At 66.1% G+C, this 17437-nt stretch carries 17 protein-coding genes; 8 read left to right on the top strand and 9 right to left on the bottom strand.

Annotated features, from left to right (window positions below; genetic code table 11):
* Positions 1 to 2 precede the first annotated feature (2 nt).
* The 4 genes from E3O39_RS00200 to E3O39_RS00185 all read left to right on the top strand — a co-directional run bounded on the left by E3O39_RS00200 (position 3) and on the right by E3O39_RS00185 (position 4066).
* On the top strand, positions 3 to 986 hold the full coding sequence (locus tag E3O39_RS00200) for a GDP-L-fucose synthase (RefSeq protein WP_134449680.1): 984 nt from the start codon (positions 3 to 5) through the stop codon (positions 984 to 986).
* 209 nt (positions 987 to 1195) lie between these two features.
* Complete coding sequence (locus E3O39_RS00195; protein ID WP_134449679.1) at positions 1196 to 1732, top strand: sortase; 537 nt, start codon at positions 1196 to 1198, stop codon at positions 1730 to 1732.
* 195 nt (positions 1733 to 1927) lie between these two features.
* Positions 1928 to 3241, top strand: a complete 1314-nt coding sequence (locus E3O39_RS00190) for a UDP-glucose/GDP-mannose dehydrogenase family protein (RefSeq protein WP_134449678.1) — start codon at positions 1928 to 1930, stop codon at positions 3239 to 3241.
* A 51-nt stretch (positions 3242 to 3292) separates the two neighbouring features.
* Positions 3293 to 4066: an HAD-IIB family hydrolase gene (locus E3O39_RS00185; RefSeq protein WP_134449677.1), complete on the top strand. Its 774-nt coding sequence runs from the start codon at positions 3293 to 3295 to the stop codon at positions 4064 to 4066.
* A gap of 7 nt (positions 4067 to 4073) precedes the next feature.
* Here E3O39_RS00185 and E3O39_RS00180 read toward each other — a convergent pair whose 3' ends face one another.
* The 4 genes from E3O39_RS00180 to galU form a co-directional block, all read right to left on the bottom strand.
* Positions 4074 to 4382, bottom strand: a complete 309-nt coding sequence (locus E3O39_RS00180) for a hypothetical protein (RefSeq protein WP_134449676.1) — start codon at positions 4380 to 4382, stop codon at positions 4074 to 4076.
* A 284-nt stretch (positions 4383 to 4666) separates the two neighbouring features.
* Positions 4667 to 5416, bottom strand: a complete 750-nt coding sequence (locus E3O39_RS00175) for an ATP-binding protein (RefSeq protein ID WP_134449675.1) — start codon at positions 5414 to 5416, stop codon at positions 4667 to 4669.
* Positions 5413 to 6963, bottom strand: a complete 1551-nt coding sequence (gene istA / locus E3O39_RS00170; RefSeq protein ID WP_134449674.1) for an IS21 family transposase — start codon at positions 6961 to 6963, stop codon at positions 5413 to 5415. Before istA ends, E3O39_RS00175 begins: the two co-directional genes overlap by 4 nt.
* A gap of 200 nt (positions 6964 to 7163) precedes the next feature.
* Positions 7164 to 8057, bottom strand: a complete 894-nt coding sequence (gene galU / locus E3O39_RS00165; RefSeq protein WP_134449673.1) for a UTP--glucose-1-phosphate uridylyltransferase GalU — start codon at positions 8055 to 8057, stop codon at positions 7164 to 7166.
* Positions 8058 to 8256: 199 nt separating this feature from the next.
* Between galU and E3O39_RS00160 the strand changes: the two genes are divergently transcribed.
* Positions 8257 to 9285: an LCP family protein gene (locus E3O39_RS00160; protein WP_166787396.1), complete on the top strand. Its 1029-nt coding sequence runs from the start codon at positions 8257 to 8259 to the stop codon at positions 9283 to 9285.
* A gap of 425 nt (positions 9286 to 9710) precedes the next feature.
* Entirely contained in the window at positions 9711 to 10466 is a 756-nt protein-coding gene (locus E3O39_RS00155) for a GntR family transcriptional regulator (RefSeq protein ID WP_134449671.1), read from the top strand.
* A 36-nt stretch (positions 10467 to 10502) separates the two neighbouring features.
* Here the strand turns inward: E3O39_RS00155 and E3O39_RS00150 are convergent, their stop codons facing one another.
* The 3 genes from E3O39_RS00150 to E3O39_RS00140 all read right to left on the bottom strand — a co-directional run bounded on the left by E3O39_RS00150 (position 10503) and on the right by E3O39_RS00140 (position 12809).
* A complete protein-coding gene (locus E3O39_RS00150; protein WP_134449670.1) occupies positions 10503 to 10841 on the bottom strand; it encodes a hypothetical protein in 339 nt (112 codons plus the stop codon).
* A 195-nt stretch (positions 10842 to 11036) separates the two neighbouring features.
* Complete coding sequence (locus E3O39_RS00145; protein WP_241975217.1) at positions 11037 to 11546, bottom strand: VanZ family protein; 510 nt, start codon at positions 11544 to 11546, stop codon at positions 11037 to 11039.
* A 246-nt stretch (positions 11547 to 11792) separates the two neighbouring features.
* On the bottom strand, positions 11793 to 12809 hold the full coding sequence (locus E3O39_RS00140; RefSeq protein WP_166787393.1) for an ATP-binding cassette domain-containing protein: 1017 nt from the start codon (positions 12807 to 12809) through the stop codon (positions 11793 to 11795).
* Positions 12810 to 13034: 225 nt separating this feature from the next.
* On the opposite strand from E3O39_RS00140, the gene E3O39_RS00135 reads away from it, so the two are divergent.
* Entirely contained in the window at positions 13035 to 14060 is a 1026-nt protein-coding gene (locus tag E3O39_RS00135; protein WP_134449667.1) for an LLM class flavin-dependent oxidoreductase, read from the top strand.
* A 104-nt stretch (positions 14061 to 14164) separates the two neighbouring features.
* Positions 14165 to 15136 carry a hypothetical protein gene (locus tag E3O39_RS19135; protein WP_174774820.1) on the top strand — a complete coding sequence of 324 codons (972 nt, stop codon included), beginning with the start codon at positions 14165 to 14167 and terminating at the stop codon, positions 15134 to 15136.
* Between the two features lie 67 nt (positions 15137 to 15203).
* Here E3O39_RS19135 and E3O39_RS00125 read toward each other — a convergent pair whose 3' ends face one another.
* Together E3O39_RS00125 and E3O39_RS00120 are read right to left on the bottom strand one after the other, a co-directional pair.
* Positions 15204 to 16742, bottom strand: coding sequence for an MFS transporter (locus E3O39_RS00125; RefSeq protein WP_134449666.1), 1539 nt, complete (start codon positions 16740 to 16742; stop codon positions 15204 to 15206).
* A gap of 2 nt (positions 16743 to 16744) precedes the next feature.
* Positions 16745 to 17308 (bottom strand): PadR family transcriptional regulator, encoded by a 564-nt coding sequence (locus E3O39_RS00120; RefSeq protein ID WP_198413338.1) that lies wholly within the window; start codon positions 17306 to 17308, stop codon positions 16745 to 16747.
* Positions 17309 to 17437 lie beyond the last annotated feature (129 nt).

The following is a 17437-nucleotide window of genomic DNA, read 5'->3' as shown; positions in this document are numbered from 1 at the left end:
TCATGGCGGACGACCGCGACCACGTCAAATTCGTGCCTGGAGTCCTGGACCGCTCAAGTCGGTTTTACGTCGCAGGTCATCGCGGCTTGGTCGGATCCGCGATCTGGCGCCGACTAGAGGCGGAGGGATTCACCGATCTGATCGGTCGGACCTCTGCTGAGCTGGATCTCAAGGACCGAGATGCCGTCTTCGCATTCTTTGAGGAAGCGAAGCCGCGTTACGCAGTATTGGCGGCCGCGAAGGTGGGCGGGATCCTGGCGAACAGCACGTTCCCGGTCGACTTCTTGAGCGACAACTTGCGGATACAGGTGAACGTGCTCGACGCAGCCCTAAAGTGTGGCGTCGAACGCCTCTTGTTTCTGGGATCGTCCTGCATCTATCCGCGGCTCGCCCCGCAACCAATACGAGAGGACACCCTTCTCACGGGGCACCTCGAACCGACAAACGACGCCTATGCGATCGCAAAGATCGCAGGGATCCTGCAGATTCAGGCCGTTCGGCGCCAATACGGGTTGCCGTGGATCTCAGCGATGCCGACAAACCTCTATGGTCCCGGCGACAACTTCTCGCCGAAAGGGTCGCACGTCCTTCCGGCGCTCATACGCCGATACGACGAGGGGGCGCAGTCTGGCGCCGCCACCGTTACTAACTGGGGGACAGGCACTCCACGCCGCGAGTTCCTGCACGTCGACGACATGGCTGCAGCGTGTTTGCACCTGATGGAGCACTACGACGGTCCCGAGCAGGTAAACGTAGGCACCGGGTCTGACGTGACCATTCGTGAAATTGCGGAGACAATCGCGCGGGTCGTGGGATTCACAGGAGAGACTCTCTGGGACACAGAGAAGCCCGACGGCACGCCCCAGAAACTCCTCGACGTCTCCAAGCTCGCAGACGCAGGCTGGACAGCTCAGATCGGGCTGGAAGACGGGCTTGTATCAACGGTGCAGTGGTATCGGAACCACGTCACTAGCATTCGACAGTAGGGGCGCTGAGTGAAAAGCGAGCGCACGCCCGCGAGGCGTGCGCTCGCTTTTGGCCTACTCGGGTGTATGCAATGCAACGAAATGTTCACCCGATAGAAACACGCGAACTGGAAACGGGCTGTGAATGTCCCCTAAAGTAGGGGGTAGCCTCACTCGAGGTCAGCCAGTGTCGGCGAAAAATCATTGTGATCCACAGCAGGGATAACACCATGGCAAAAAAGATCCTCGCGGTGATTGCGCTCGCAGTCCTCGCCGTTTTCGCAGTCCCGGCCGCAGCTAACGCTGCCGGCTACGTCCCGGCAGCAAACGTTGCCGTCTCCGACAGCACCCCGGTTCCTGGCCAGGCAGTGACGGTCTCGTTCGACGGCGCGTCCTTCACGCCCGGTGAGAGCGTCTCCTTCGCCGTCACCGGTTCGGGCGTCGCTACTCTCTCCGTCGTGAAGTCCGGAACGGCGACGCTCGTCAAGTCGGCCACCACCACCGGTGCGGCCAGCGTTTCCGTCACGCTTCCGACGGACGCGACCGGTTCCTACACCACCACGGCCACCGGCCTCACCTCCGGCACCGTCGGCACGGCGACACTCACCGTCGTGGCCGCTGACAACGGCGCGACCGGACAGACCCTCGCCAGCACCGGCTACAACACCCCGGTTCTTCTGATCTGGGCTGCCGCTGGTGCGCTCCTCCTCGGTATCGCCCTCGTGGTTGTGCTGAGCTTCGTTCGCCGCCGCCGCGTAGCCGCGTAGCGTTTACTCAAGAGGCAACTTCTTCCGACACTGTGTGAAGTTGATCGCCACGAAGTGACCCCCCCCAGGAAAGGCCCCGGACATCGTCCGGGGCCTTTCTTAACGCCGGAGGCAGATCCTTTGCCATCCGTTACCCCGAGGTGAGTTCGATTCTCGGTTCCGCCGCCGTTAGGCTTTTTGTATGGAGTTAGACGTATGAAGATTTCTGTCATTGGTTGTGGGTATCTCGGGGCCGTGCACGCGGCCGCGATGGTAGAGCTCGGGCATGAGGTCGTCGGTATCGACGTCGACGCGAAGAAGATCGCGCAGCTTGCCGTCGGGCTTCCGCCGTTCTTTGAACCTGGCCTTCCCGAGATCCTGACCTCGGCCATGGCCACAGGCCGGCTGCGCTTCAGCACGGACATTGCCGAAGTTGCTGGCTCCCGCGTGCATTTCGTCGCCGTCGGCACCCCGCAGAAGCCCGGCAGCTACGCCGCGGACCTCACCTACGTGGACGCTGCAGTACAGGCGCTCCTGCCGCACCTCGGCGCGGGGGACCTGGTTGTGGGCAAGAGTACTGTCCCCGTCGGGACCGCCACTCGTCTCGCGGGCATCGTGGAAGCATCGGGAACCGGTGCGACACTCGCCTGGAACCCTGAGTTCCTGCGCGAGGGCTTCGCCGTGAAAGACACCATCAGCCCGGACCGTCTGGTCTACGGTGTTGCCGCTGGAGAGCCCGGCGAGCACGCAACCGCGCTGCTCAACGAGATCTACGCCGCCGCACTTGCCGCGGAGACTCCTCTCGTGGTCACCGACTTCGCCACGGCCGAACTCGTGAAGGTCGCAGCGAACGCGTTCCTCGCCACCAAGATCAGCTTCATCAACGCCATGGCCGAAATTGCCGAGGTCACCGGAGCCGATGTGACGCAGCTTGCCGATGCGATCGGCTACGACAATCGCATCGGGCGCCGTTTCCTGGGCGCCGGCGTCGGCTTCGGCGGCGGTTGCCTGCCGAAGGACATCCGGGCGTTCACAGCCCGGGCCGAAGAACTCGGTCGTGGCGAATCCGTGGCTTTCCTCAAGGAAGTGGATTCGATCAACCTGCGTCGACGCCAGCGTGCGATCGACCTCACCGTCTCGGCACTCGGTGGTAGCGCGTACAACGCCAAGGTGGCCGTGCTTGGCCTCAGCTTCAAGCCGCACTCCGACGATGTGCGTGACTCGCCAGCACTCGACGTCGCCGTGCAACTGCATGGTCTCGGCGCCAACGTCGTTGCGACCGACCCGCAGGGCATCGAGAACTCGCGGGCGCGGCACCCCCAGCTCACCTATTCGACCGACCTGGAGGAGACCTTGCGCGGCGCGGACGCTGTCGTGCTCGTGACCGAATGGCCTGAATTTAGACACCTCGACCCGGCCTGGGTCGGTGCCCTGGTCAAGAACAAGATCGTCATCGACGGACGCAATTCCTTCGACGCCGCCGCGTGGCGTGCTGCCGGCTGGACCTACCATGGTCTGGGCCGTCCGTAACCGGGCCGACATCGGGCATTCTCAGTATTCAGTTAGGAAAACAGCACACTCATGACGACTCTTCCCCGCCTGGTGGCCTTTGACCTGGATGACACACTTGCGGCCTCCAAATCCCCGATCGACCCGCGGATGGCCGACCTGATGGTGCGCCTGCTCGGTGTTGTGGAGGTCTGCGTGATTTCCGGTGGCCAGATCGGTCAGTTCCACATGCAACTCATCGACAACCTCAACGACGTCGACGATGAGACCCTGGCCCGCCTGCACCTGATGCCCACCTGCGGTACGCAGTACTTCCTGCATAAGCGGGGTGGCTGGACGCAGATCTACGCGGAGTACCTCACCGATGACCAGAAGTCGCGGGCGCTCGTGGCTGTCGAGACCACGGCCCGAGAACTCGGTTATTGGGAAAGCAACACTTGGGGTCCGATCTTGGAAGACCGCGGTTCGCAAATTACGTTCTCGGCGCTCGGCCAGGCCGCTCCCGTGGCCTCCAAGGTCGCCTGGGACCCGACCGGGAGCAAGAAGAACACCCTGCGTGAAGCGGTGCAGATGCTGCTGCCCGACCTCGAGGTGCGCTCCGGAGGGTCGACCTCTGTCGATATCACCCGACAGGGCATCGACAAGGCCTACGGCATGAAGAAGCTCGCGCAGCTGACCGGGGTGCCCCTCGATGACATGCTTTTCGTCGGCGACCGTCTCGACGAGAACGGCAACGACTACCCGGTTCTCGCGCTCGGGGTCGAGTGCTTCGCTGTCGAGGGCTGGGAAGACACTGCCGCGTTCTTGGAGACGTTGATTCCTAAGCTCGCCGCCGCATCCGTCTGACGAGTCGTCAGCCCCGGTCGACCGGGAAGTCCAGGGTGCTCAGCGTGAACGTGCGCTCGAGCTTCCGCCATTTCGCGAGCACGAGGGTGGCCCCGTCGGAGCGGAGGTCGTGGACGAGCCCGATCGTGAGTACAGCGCGCTTCATCGAATTGTTCCAACCCTGCAGGGGGTAGTAGACCGAAACGATCTTCGGCACGGCCTTCGGGCTGTCGAACTTGTCGAAGACGAGCGGGTGGATCGATTTCAGGTCGACCTGCCAGGCGGCAGGTAATGAGTCGGGGGAGGGTGGCGATGTTTCGGGGCGCGGTGACGACATTGTGAATCCTCTGGTGACGATTGGCGGTGTCCGGGCGGAATCGTTAGTGCACTCTGGCCAGAATACGGCCGAAGAAGTACGAACGTGCTGAACTTTTACAAAGCGCAATGTCCGGGAAATGAACTCGTCACGCACTGCGGGTGTACCCATAAGAAGGGGCACGGAACCAGACTGAGTATTCGAGCCTTTGAGCCCCACCCGATCGTGCGGTTGAGCCCCACCGTTCGTGCGGAAGAGCACCAGTGGTGGTGTGGCTCAGCACCACCGGTGCTCCTCGTCACGGATTACGCGGTCGCGAGGGCGGCTTGTTCCCGCATGTTGTAGGTGCCTGTGTCGACCCAGGTGGTGTTGTGGATGATGCGGTCCATGATGGCGTCGGCGTGGACGCCGGCGCCGAGGCGCTGGTGCCAGTCCTTCTGTTGATATTGGGTGCAGAACACCGTCGAGGTCTCGCCGTAACGGCGCTCCATCAACTCCAGCAGCATCGTCCGCATCGATTCCGTCGGCCGGTCGAGTAGCCACTCGTCAATGACCAGCAGCGTGAACGCGGCATATTTGCGGAGGAACTTGCTCGCCCCGCCCGGGGCGTCCTGCGCGGCGACCCAGGCTTCCTCGAGGTCAGGCATCCGGATGTAGTGGGCGCGGATGCGATGCGCGCAGGCCCGTTTGGCGATCGCGCAGCCCAGATACGATTTCCCCGACCCGGTGAAGCCCTGGAAGACGACGTTTTGCTGCCGGGTGACGAATGAGCAGGTCCCGAGCTGGGTGAGCACCTGCCGGTTGAGGCCGCGCTCGTCGAGCAGGTCGATGCGCCGCAGATCCGCGTTCGGATAACGCAGTCCTGCCCGCCGGATCAGCCCGTCGACCTTGGAATGCATGAACGTCGAGTAGGCGTCGTCGACGGCCAGCCGGACCCGTTCCTCGAAGGCCAGGCCGATGCTGAGGGTGTCGTCCTGGGTGTCGATCGCCTGCAGCAGCTCGCTGGCGTTCATCTCGCGGAGCTTGCGTTTGGTCTCCCCGTCGAGGGCGCTCACCGGGTGCCTCCGGCGTAGTAGGCGCTGCCGCGGACATACCCGCCATCGTCGCTCTCGGGCTCGGGGGCCTGTCCTGTCTTGTCCTGCCCGGTGTCGAGGATCGGCCGCAGATGCGCATAGCGCGGGGATCGGACCGGACCCCGCAACGCGAGCGCGCAGGCGGCCTCGACCCGGGCCGGGGAGAACCGGCGCGACAGTTTCAGCACCGCCAACGCCGCATCGAAGCCGGCCTCGTCGATGAAGACGGTTTCGAAGATCTTGGCCGTCACGGTGACAGTTGCCGGCCCGATCCGCGTCGCCCATTCCTCGATCCGGGTCCGGTCCCAGGCCTGGAAACTGCGACCTTCGGGTAGGTCGGCCTCGTTGGTCCGATACTGGTTGCTGGTCGTTGCCGGCAGCAGCAGGTGGCTGGCCAGGCGCTCATCGCGGCGATAGACCTCCAGCATCGTCTCGGTGACGCGCAGGTCGACCAGCGCGCCGATCTGGTTGAAGGGAACGGAGTAGAAGTTCTTGGCCCAGACCACGTGGGCGTTGGTGTTGACCTTCCTTTTGTAGGACCAGGTGCTGATCTCGAACGGGACCGCCGGCAGCGCCTGCAGCAGCGGCTTCTCCTCGGTGGTGAATACGCTGAGGCGGGACCCGGTGCGTTTCTGGAAGGGCTCCCGGTTATAGGCGTCCATCTGTTCCCGGATTCGCAGGCGCAGTTGAGCCAGCGAGGTGAACGTCTCCTTCCTCAAACCGGCGATGACCCAGGTCGCGACATGGGCCACCGTGTTCTCAGTGCTGCTTTTGTCGCGGGGGTGGCGGACTCTGCCGGGAAGCACTGCGGCCGAGTAGTGCGCCGCCATCTCCCGGTAGGCATCGTTCAAAACGACCTCCCCTTCCTTCGGGTGAGAGATCACCCCGGTCTTCAAGTTGTCCGGCACCAGGCGTGGGACGCTGCCGCCGAAGAAGGCGAACATCGCCGTGTGGGCGCGCAACCACGACTCCTGCCGCATGTCCAGGGTGGCTTCCACGAAGGCGTAGCGGCTAAACGGCAGGCAGGCGACGAACAAATACACCCTCGACATCTCACCGGTCGTCGGATCCGCTAGTTGCATCGTGGGCCCGGACCAGTCGACCTCGATGCTGCGGCCGGCCTTGTGGCCGACCCTCGACGTCGCCCCAGAGACCGCGGCGTGCTCGGCATAGAGGCGGCAGAACCGGTCGTAGCTCATCGTCGCCTGCGCCATCGATGAGGCGTCGACATACTCCTGGTGCAACAGCTTCAGCGTCACCCCGACCCGGGCCAGCTCGGTGTGCACCCGCGCCCAGTCCGGCTGCGCGAACACACTCTCGTGGACGCCGCGGCCGGGGAACAACGTCGAATACACCATGGCCTCCGACAACTCCGCGACGTCGTCCCAGCCGACCCCGAGCCGCTCTGCTGCATCGAGCACAGCCCGAATGCTGTGCCGGGACATCCCCTGGGCGGACTCGATCGCCCGTCGCGACAAGCCCTGATTTCGCAGCTGCAGGATCTGCTTTGCTTTGATCTTCCGTACCATTACCGGTACTCCTTCCACCACGTGGCGCTCACATGGTGGGAGGAGCTTTTCAGGTGGTGCTCAACCACGCCGGCAGTGGGGCTGAACGATACGAATCACGCATCTGAACAGTGGGGCTCACCCGCACCACAGGTGGTGCCCATCGAAGCCAATATTCAACCAGACGGTTCCGTGCCCCTTCGGGGTGCTGTGTGCTCCCGCTATTCGAGGGTCGCGGCGAACTCCTGCAGCCAGACGCGCAGGTCCGGGCCGAGGTCGGGGCGGTCGACAGCGAGCTGCACGATGGCCTTGATGTAGTCGAGCCGGTCGCCGGTGTCGTAGCGGCGGCCGCGGAAGATGACGCCGTAGACGCCGCCGGTGAACTGCGGGTTGACCGCCATCACCTGCAGGGCATCGGTGAGCTGGATCTCGTTGCCCTTGCCGGGCTTGGTGTTCTGCAGAACCTCGAAGATCTCGGGGCGGAGTACGTAGCGACCGATGATAGCCAGGTTCGACGGGGCATCCGCTGCGGAAGGCTTCTCGACCAGGCCGGTCACCTTCACCACGTCGGGGTCGTCCGTGGTCTCGACGGCAGCGCAACCGTAGAGGTGGATGGTCTCCGGCTCGACCTCCATCAGGGCGATGATCGTGGCGTTGCGTTTGGTCTGCTCGGTGAGCATCTTGGACAGCAGCACATCACGGTCGTCGATGATGTCGTCGCCCAGGAGAACGGCGAAGGGCTCGAACCCGATGTGCATCTTTGCACGCAATACGGCGTGGCCGAGACCGAGCGGGTCGCCCTGGCGCACGTAGTGCACGTCGGCGAGTCCGGTGGCGAAACGCACCTTGGCGAGGCGGTCCTGGTCGCCCTTCTTCTCGAGGAGGTCCTCGAGCTCGGTCATCCGGTCGAAGTGGTTCTCGAGCGCGTTCTTGTTGCGGCCCGTGATCATGAGCACGTCGGTGAGGCCGGCGGCGACGGCTTCCTCGACGACGTACTGGATTGCCGGCTTGTCCACGACCGGGAGCATCTCCTTGGGCATGGCCTTCGTGGCAGGCAGGAAGCGCGTACCCAACCCGGCGGCGGGGATGACGGCTTTGGTTATCTTCGTGGTCATGCCACTCAGGTTATTGAAGAAAGGTTACGGCGTCATTACGCGGTGATAGACGGCGTGTCGCCCCCGTTTACGGGTGTTTTTGGGCCTTTGGCCCCCGGGACAGGGCTTGCGGCCCGAGCTATATTGTTTGCACCTGAAACGCACCGTTCTTGCACCGTGACTGCTGGAGGCCCACCGTGTCGAACCCGAATCGAGAATCGTGACGGAGTCGGCTGCTGTGCGCCAGCCGTCGGGGGTCTGGCGAATCACCTCCATCGTGCTCGTGCTCGTTCTGGCGGCGGCGGCCGATGTCGCGAGCATCGGGTCTATCGTCGGGCGGCTCTTCGACCTCCAGCTCCCCACCCTGTCCCAGCCGTTTCCGGCGGATGCCGCCCGGCCGCCGGTCTCGACCGGGCTCGCCGCAGGGGCGCAGAACATCCTGCTGCTGGGCTCGGACACCTGGGATCAAGTCAACGGTTCGCTCGTGAACATCAGTAAACAGCGCTCCGACACCATCATGGTTGTACACATTCCAGCAGACCGGCACCACGTCTACGTGATGTCGATCCTGCGGGACAGCTGGCTCGACCTGCCCGGCCACGGCTCGGACAAGATCAATGCGGCGCTCTCCTATGGCGGCGTTCCGCTCGCCGTGCAAACGATCGAGGGACTCATCGGCACCCGCATCGACCATGTCGCACTCGTGGACTACGCCGGGTACAAGGGCCTCACCGATGCGCTCGGCGGGGTGGGCATCCTGAACCCGGTCGGGTTCCAGTCCTCCGCGAGCGACCACTACTACCCGTCGGGGATGCAACACCTCACCGGCGACGAGACCCTCGCCTTCGCGCGCGAGTGGCGGGCGTTCCCCGACGGGGACTTCCAGCGGGTGCGCAACCAGCAGCTGGTGATGCGGGCCACCCTCACCAAGGCGATGCAGCCGGAGACGCTGACCGATCCCGGCAAGGTATCCGCCCTCTTGTCTGCGGTGCGTCCGTACATTGCCGTGGACGAAGGCCTCAACGTCGACTACCTGACGGCGCTCGCGGGGTCGCTGGCCAGCATCCGCTCGACGGATTTCACGTTCTTCACGGCGCCAACGAAGGGGATCGCGGTGTCGAGCAACGGGCAGTCGATCGTGAACCTCGACCTGGCGAAGCTTGCGACAGTGCAGCACGCGTTCCAGACGGATACCCTCGACACGTTCGAGCCGGAGTACCAGACCATGCAGACGGTCCCGGCGCAGTAGGTCCTGGGGCGGCAGTCGATCGGCGTGGCCTGGTCGTCGGGCCGGTTGCAAGGAAGTGACCTCTACCGCGGGGATGTGACACTGCGTGGCTGGCTCCTCAAGCCAGATTGTGCCTACGATGATCGCATGTTCATTCTATTGTGCCCGAACTGCGACAGCCCTGTCGTGCGCGGGCCGTATGCCATGCCGGCGGAGCTTGACGTGCGGTCCTGGCTGGATCGGTGTCCGCGAGAGGGCTGCGGGTGGGAAAACTCGGGGATGGACCTGATCTGAGGCGAGGTCGACACCGCAGCGGCGGGGGAGCGCTAACACCGAGCGTTAAAGTCGTTGCCCAGATGGCGCTTCTGGACGATAATCGTGTTCACCCGAAAGTGTTCTGCGCGTTGAGACGTTTTGCGCGCATGCTCGTAAGAAATGGATAGGCCATGACGTCAGTGCAGACAAACCAAGCCACACATGCTCCGGAGGGCGTGACGGGCGGGGAGGCCGCGTTCGAGTACCTCCGTCGTCGCATTCTGTCGGGCGAGATCCCCGCACGAGCGGTGATCAGGGAGCAGTCCCTTGCGGAAGAGCTGGGTCTCAGCCGCACCCCGGTTCGTGAGGCCCTCCGCCGCCTGCACGAGGCCGGGTTGGTGGAATTCACGCCCCATCGCGGTGCGACGGTCGTCTCCTGTACGAAGGAACAGGTGCGGGACACGTACGTGCTGCGCGGCGATCTGGAGAGTCGCGCCGCCGGCCTGGCTGCGGCCCGCATCGACGACGTCACGCTCGCTCGACTTGCTGACCTCATCGTGGCGATGGACGATTTTGTGCTGTCCACTGACGACGAGGGTGTCGCCCGCCTGGGCGAGCTCAACGCCGAATTCCACCACGTTGTCATAGCGGCATCGGGGGATCAGAAGCTGGTCCGGCTGATCAACTCCGTCGGCCGTGTGCCGATGATGGCGGAGGTCTTCCGCCGTGATGGCGGACATTTTCGGGCTATCAGCAACCACCACCATAGAGACCTCCTCGCCGCGCTCCGAACGCACGATGCGCTGTGGGCCGAAGCGACGATGCGCGCTCATATACTCGGCGCGCGAAACGCGATTCTGGGCTGGGACGGTGCAGAGCCCGGACCTGGTGATGGTGCGGGGTTCGAGGCGGATGCGGGTCGTGGTGCGGGTTTTGATACTGACTAGGGGTCGGGGAACGGTGCACGCCGGGCTCGGTCGGAGCTAGTAGACGTCGTCCCAGTGGTCTTCGGACGCCCAGTCGGCACTCGACGATGCGACCGCCCGTGTGGTGGTGATTCCGGTGTCGCGCTCGGAAGTGAGGACGTCGATTTGATCGCGCAGAACCGCCACGGCGCGGGACGTGTCACGTTCGGCCCCGTGGTCGTTCTCCGGAATGCTGATGAGTTCGCTGCCGGGGGCGACAAGAAGGTTGACGAGTATTTCGCTGCCGTCCTGGGCGAATGAGGGCACCACAAGCAGTTCCGAATTGTGCCCGTGCGTGAGCAGTGCTGTCAGCTCCAGCACCGCGTCGGCAACGGCATCCGTGGTGAGGAACGTCATGCCGCAGAATGACATTCTCTTCATGATTCCCCCGACCTGCGCAGCGCCGAGGCTGCCCGGCTGATGAGCCGGCTCATAAGCAAAATGCTAGGCCATTCCCCGGCCGACGGCCAGTAAGAAAATTCGGCTCACCGTTATCACTGCCGGTGCTGAACTTGCCCGGCGTTCTCGGCCGAGGTTCCTCGGGACGGTGAGTTAGACATCCGCGGCGTGGGTGCGCGGGCGGGCGATCTCGGCGAGGATCAGCAGCACGAGGCCGAGGAGGGCACCGACGACGGCCCCGCTCGTGTTAGCGATGACGTCGTTGAGGGTCGCGAAGCGGCTCGAGAGGAAGAGCAACTGGCAGAGCTCGATCGTGCAGCTCGCGGCGAACCCGACGAGTATCGCCCACCACCAGCGCCGGGCGCCGGCGAGCACCACGATGAACACCCCGACCGGGATGAAGAGCACGATGTTCGCGCCGAACTCGACCGTGCTGTAGCGGAACCAGCCCGGGGCGCCGTGCTGGTGCAGCCAGTTGATCAGGTGCAGCAGCGGGCCGTCGATGTTACGGTCGACCGGAACCGGCCAGAACGCGATCAGGGCGAGGGCGACCACATAGACGACGGCAAGGGCGATCACCCAGCGGCGCAGCAGCGGATGCCGGTGCCCGGTCCCCGCGGGGACGGGTCGTCCCTGCCGTTCAGCGATCGTGTCGAACACCACAGCACCTCCCCGGAACAGAGCGGATGAGCGACCGGTCCGACGGCGTCGGGTTGTGGACCACGTCACCATCGATCCTTCCACTGTATGCCTCCCGGCTGGTCGCCCGCTGGAGTCCGCGCGAACTAATTCCACTGAGTTTGTGGATTCTCAGCACGGGGGACGGCGGTTGAACCGGTGCAGAACGGAAGAAGTCCGTCGAATCGGTCAGGGACCGGGGGCGTCGCTGGGCGCCCGCTGGCGGCGGCGCTAGCCGGCGAGGGTGCCGGCGCCGTGGTAGAACGCGGAGGCGCCCACGGAGTGCAGCGCGACGACCTCCGGTACGCCGGACCTGGCCCCGGGTGCGAGGTCTGCGGGACTGAGGGTATACGGCTGGCGGGCGTCGAGCATCCGCTGGGTGTGCGGATGCTGCGGGGACTCGAGCAGCTCGTCGACCGAGCCTTGTTCGATGATGCGTCCGGCCTGCAGAACCGCGATGCGCTCGCAGCACTCGGCGGCGACGCCGACGTCGTCGGTGACCAGGATGAGCGCGAACTGGTGCTTGCTCTGCAGGGCGCGCACGAGGCGGAGCAGGTCGGCGAGCGGGCGGGCGTGCGCGGGGATCGCGGCGATGAGGAGCTCGGGGTCAAGGGACAGGGCCGCGGCGACGGCCACACGCTGGATGACGACGGGGGTGAGGTCGCCCGGGTAGGAGAGTGCGACGACCTCGGGGTTGTCCAGGCCCACGCGGGCGAGGGCCTTGAGGGTGCGCGCGCGGGCGGCGGGGCGGTCGAGTCCGAGGCGTCGCCTGAGCGGGGTCGCGAGCTGGCTGAGGATGGTGCGGGTGGGGTCGAGAAACCCCAGCAGGTCGGGGGGAAGGTATCCAATGTTCGCGCCGAGCAGGCGCGCTTGGGCGCGACGGCTCAGACCGACGAGTTCCTGGCCGTTGAACAGGATCGACCCGTTCGTCACGGTCATGGTCGGGGGCAGCAGGCCGGCGATGGCAAGCGCTGTGGCGGTCATGCCGCTGCCGGACTCGCCGACGAGGGCCAGCGACTCGCCCTGCATCAGGGTGAGCGCGACGCGGGACACTTCTTGTTCACCGGGCGTTGCGGCGCGGCCGCGAGTGCCCGGACGGGCGGTGGCCACTGTGAGTCCGCGCACGTCGAGCAATGCCATCGCTCGGAACGCGTGTGAGGGCATCGGGTCCTGGTCGGCGCGTTCGCGCTGCGAGAAGGAAGACTTGGAACCGGCATCAATGACGGTGTGGTCACGTAATTGGTTCATGGCCGGGCCTATCGTGTGCTGTTGGTGGTGATACTGTATCCAATCGAATGTGCCTTTGGTCAGATCCGGAGAGACTCTCAGGAACGGCATAACTCCTGCACATCCTCTCGAAACAGGCCCAAAGTGCCCACTTTGCGGGGTTTTCCGAGAGTTTGCAGGAGTTATGCACCGGAGGGGTGCGCAAAGCAGGGAATCTCGCACGTTCAAACGTTGTTTGAATAGAAGATGAAAACTTTGCCGATCAGCGTGCTCGATCTGGCCAGCCGCCCCGCGGGCGGCAGTAACGCGGAGGCCGTGGCCGGCAGCATCCGTCTGGCGCAGCGTGCGGAGGAGCTCGGCTACGACCGGTTCTGGGTGGCCGAGCACCACAACATGCCGGCGATCGCCTCGAGCGCGCCGCCCGTGCTGATCGCGGGAATCGCGGCGCGGACGACGCGGATCCGGGTCGGGTCTGGCGGCGTGATGCTGCCCAACCATGCCCCGCTTGTCGTCGCCGAGCAGTTCGGCACCCTGCGCGCCCTCTACGGCGACCGGATCGACCTCGGCATCGGGCGGGCGCCCGGCACCGACGGCGCGACGGCGCTCGCCCTGCGCCGGAGCGAATCCGGGCTGGGTGTCGACGATTTCCCGCAACAGCTTGTGGACCTGATCGGGTTCTTCCACGGCGGCATGGCGGCGGATAACCCACTGCGCGGCATCACGGCCTACCCGGGGCTCGGCGATGCCCCGGAGACGTGGCTGCTCGGCTCGAGCGGGTTCAGCGCGCAGCTCGCCGGGGTGCTCGGGCTGCCGTTCACGTTCGCGCACCACTTCGCGGGCGAGCACACCGAGGAAGCCCTGGACCTGTACCGGGCGCACTTCGAGCCGAGCGCGTTCCTGGCCGCCCCGCACGCGATGATCGCGGTCGGGCTGATCAGCGACGACGACCCCGAAGTGGTGCGCCGGGAGTCGCTGCCCGGGCTGATCACGTTCCTGCGGATGCGGCAGGGTAAGAAGCCCGCTCCGGTGTCGCTCGAGGAGGCGCTCGCCTACCGTTTCACCGAGTATGAGCTCTCGTTCGTGGCGTCCCGGAATCGCCGCCAGGCCGTGGGCACCCCGGCCGAGGTGGATGCCCGGCTCACGGCGCTCCTCGATGCCACAGGGGCCGACGAGCTCATGCTCAGTGCGCAGTCCGCAACGCTTGTGGGGCGCATCCGCTCGCTCGAGATCGTGGCCGACCTGCGTGCGGACCCCGCGGACGCCGCGGCATAATACCCCTGTTCGGGGAAGAAACTGAGGGGTAGTCACGTCCCGCTGACCGGGATTTACTGACTGGGCCGCCCCCATCCGAACAGGGGCGGCACGGGCAGGTTGCTATGGACGCGCCACAACACCGGTCGTGGTTTCGCCGAACGGTCGGCGGGTGTGCCCGCGTCGTCGGGGCCGTGAGCCTCGTGCTCGTCGCGGCGACGCCCACGTTCGCCGCGGCCCGCATTACAGCGGATGCCCCCGCGCCCGACCCCGCCTCCGCGTCCGCCGCTGTCGCGCCCGGCTCCTCCGGCTCCTCCGACTCGTCCGACTCGGCGGTCGGCGCCGTGGGGTCCGGCCGGTACGCGAACCTGCAGCGCACACCTTTCCGGTCGAGAGTGACCTTTGTGCCGGTCACTCTCGACCGGAAAGGTCCCTCTCGTGGTCTCGTCGACTGGCAGTCCCCTCGGCCGGGGTTCCCCGGGGCGGCGGCCCGGCTCGCGTTCGGCGCCACGCAGTCCACCGCCACGCAGTCCACCGCCGCGCAGACGGAACGGATCGCAGAAGCGGCGCGCATCGCCGAGGTCGCACGGGTCGCGGAAGTTGCCCGGGTTGCCGAAGTCGCCCGGGTCGCGGAGGTTGCCCGGGTTGCGGAGGAGGCGCGGGTCGCGGAAGCTGCGGCCGTTGCTGCCGAGGCGGCACGGGTCGCCGCGGCCGCGCAGGCCGTTGCGGAGGCGGAAGCGGCCGCATCCGCCGCCGCGCAGGGCGTGCCCACCTACACAAAATACGTCTGGACGAGCGGCTGGCAGGCCGAGATCGACAGCTGCCAGGGTGCCGTCGACCTCAGCGGCAACTACGGAGTCGCGGTGATCGCCGAGCACTGGTCGTGCGGCGGGTCGCACTTCCCGGCGGACGGCACTCTCATCGCGCTGACCGGGGTGCGGTCGGGCACCTACCGGGTCGGCGCGGTCGTCGCAGTTCTCAACGCGAACACCGATCGCACCGACTCCATCCCGCGCGGCTACGACCTGCTGTACCAAACCTGCATCAACGGTTCGAACGCGACCATGTCGTTCACCGAGCTCACCCGGGTCGGCTGACCCGCTGCATCCGATCGTCGAACGCCGACGCGATGCCGCGTGCGACGCGACGGGCGGATGCCGCGGGCTAGAAGTGCGCGTCGACCCGCTTCGGCAGCACGAAGACGAGCAGCAGCGCCAGCACGCTGAACGCGGCGCTGACGGCCATCGCATCCGTCGCGGCGGTCGTGAATGCGGACGCCAGCGCGTCCTTCCCCGGCCCGGCGACGACGAGGTTGCCGAAGAGCACACTGCCGATCACGGCGATGCCGACGGCGGCGCCGACCCGCTGCATCACGCCGACGACACCGCTCGCGGCACCGGCCTCTGCGCGGTCGACGGTCGCGACGATGAACTGCGCGTTCGGGGCGATGAAGAATCCGCTGCCGAGGCCTGCGATGAGAAGCGGCGGCAGCAGCTCCCAGTTGGTGATCGACGGGCCGATCAGGAGCAGGGCGAGGTAGATCCAGATCAGGCCGGTCGTGACGAGGGTCACGCCGATCACGAGCACCGTGCGGCCGAGGCGCTGCGCGAGCCGGTTGCTCTGCGAGGCGCCGACGATGTTGCCGATCGCGAAGGGGATCGAGACGAGCCCGGACTCGAGGGCGGTGTGGCCGAGGCCCGCCTGCCAGAGGATCGAGATCGTGAAGAAGATGCTTGTGAACGCCGCGAAGTAGACGAGCGCGAGCACGACTCCACCGGAGAAGGCCGGGTGCGAGAACAGGTGCGGCGGCACGAGCGGGCTCTTGCCGCGGCGGGCGTAGTTGACTTCCCAGGCCCCGAACGCGGCGAGGAGCAGCGCGCCGGCGACGAGGGTGAGGTAGGTCCATAGTGGCCAGCCCTGGTCCTGGCCCTCGATGAGCGGCACGAGGAGGGCGACGAGGCTGCCGGAGAGCAGCACGAGCCCGACGAAGTCGATGCCCGAGCTCGGCTTGTTCGGGTCGCGCTCGGCGCCGGCGGGGAGCATGAACACGGCGGCGATGAGCGCCGCGACGCCGATCGGGAGGTTGACCCAGAACACCAGGCGCCAGCCGTTCTCGTCGCCGAACGCCTGGATGATCAGGCCGCCGAGGATCGGGCCGAGCGCGGTCGAGACGCCGATGACCGAGCCCATGATGGCGAACGCCTTGCCGCGCGCCATCGGCGGGAACAGGAGCTGGATCACTGCGGTGACGGCGGGCACGAAGATACCGCCGGCGAGGCCCTGCACGACGCGAGCGATGATCATCTGCAGGTCGTTCTGCGCGAGGCCGCAGGCGAGGCTCGCGAGGGTGAAGAGCGCGAGCCCGGTGAAGAAGACCCACTTGTGGCCGATCCGGTCGCCGAGGCGCCCGGCGGGGATGAGCGCGAGCCCGAACGCGAGCGCATACCCGGAGATGATCCAGGACAGCGTCGCCTCTGAGGCGTTCAGGCTCTCCCGGATGGTCGGCAGGGCGACGTTCACGATCGTGGTGTCGAGCAGCGCCATGAACATGCCGGCCAGCAGCACGATCAGGGCCTGCCACGCGTGGCGGGGGATCACGACGGGCGGTCGGGTGCCGGGCGTGCCGTGGCTGTTGGTCGCGCCGGGCGTGCCGGGCGTGCCGGTGCCGGCCCCGGTGGAGGTCGGAGCGTTGGTGTCTGACATGGTCAGTCGGCCTTTCGGGCTAGTTCGTCCGCGACGATGTCGGGGAGGACGGTGACGAGGTGTTCGTGCCAGGCGATCTCGGCGCGCAGGCGGGCTGCCTTGTGCTGCATGACAAAACTCTCGCTGGCGGTGAGATAGGGGAGGGCGTGCGCCGTGGTGGCTTCGGAATCGGTGAGCATGGCGCGCAGGGCGAGCAGGCGTGCCTCGATCATCAGGGGGAGTTCATCGAGGCGGTCGGGGTCGAGCCGGGTCATCGCGAGGTCGAACGGGTCGGGCTTGAGCACGATCGTGCGCAACCCCTCGAGCCGGAGCGCGGCGAGGTCCCGGCGCCCGGCATCCGAAATCTCGTAGACCTGTCGCTCGGGGTAGTGGCCCTCGCGCTCGACGCGGGCCACGCTGATCAGCCCCTCGGTCGCGAGGCGTTTGATCGCCCCGTACACCGCGCCGACGGAGATGTCCGTCCACATGTGCACGTGCTCCTCCTCGGCGAGCAGGCGGAGCTGGTGGCCGTGCATCGGTCCGCGCTCGGCGAGGGAGCCGAGAATGAACAGGCGAATCGATGACATGCGTTTACTCTCGCACGAGTAGTCATGCGAGTCAAGGCCGAGGGTGATCGCATTCACCAAGCGGATGTCCGCCCTGCGCACAGCAGAAAACCCCCACTCTCGCGAGTGGGGGTTTTCCGTTTCTGTGTT

The sequence above is a fragment of the Cryobacterium sp. MDB2-A-1 genome (assembly GCF_004402675.1).
GTDB classification, from domain to species: Bacteria; Actinomycetota; Actinomycetes; order Actinomycetales; family Microbacteriaceae; genus Cryobacterium; species Cryobacterium glucosi.
The sequence above is the reverse complement of the archived record's forward strand: the minus strand, read 5'-3'. Positions and strand labels throughout refer to the sequence as shown.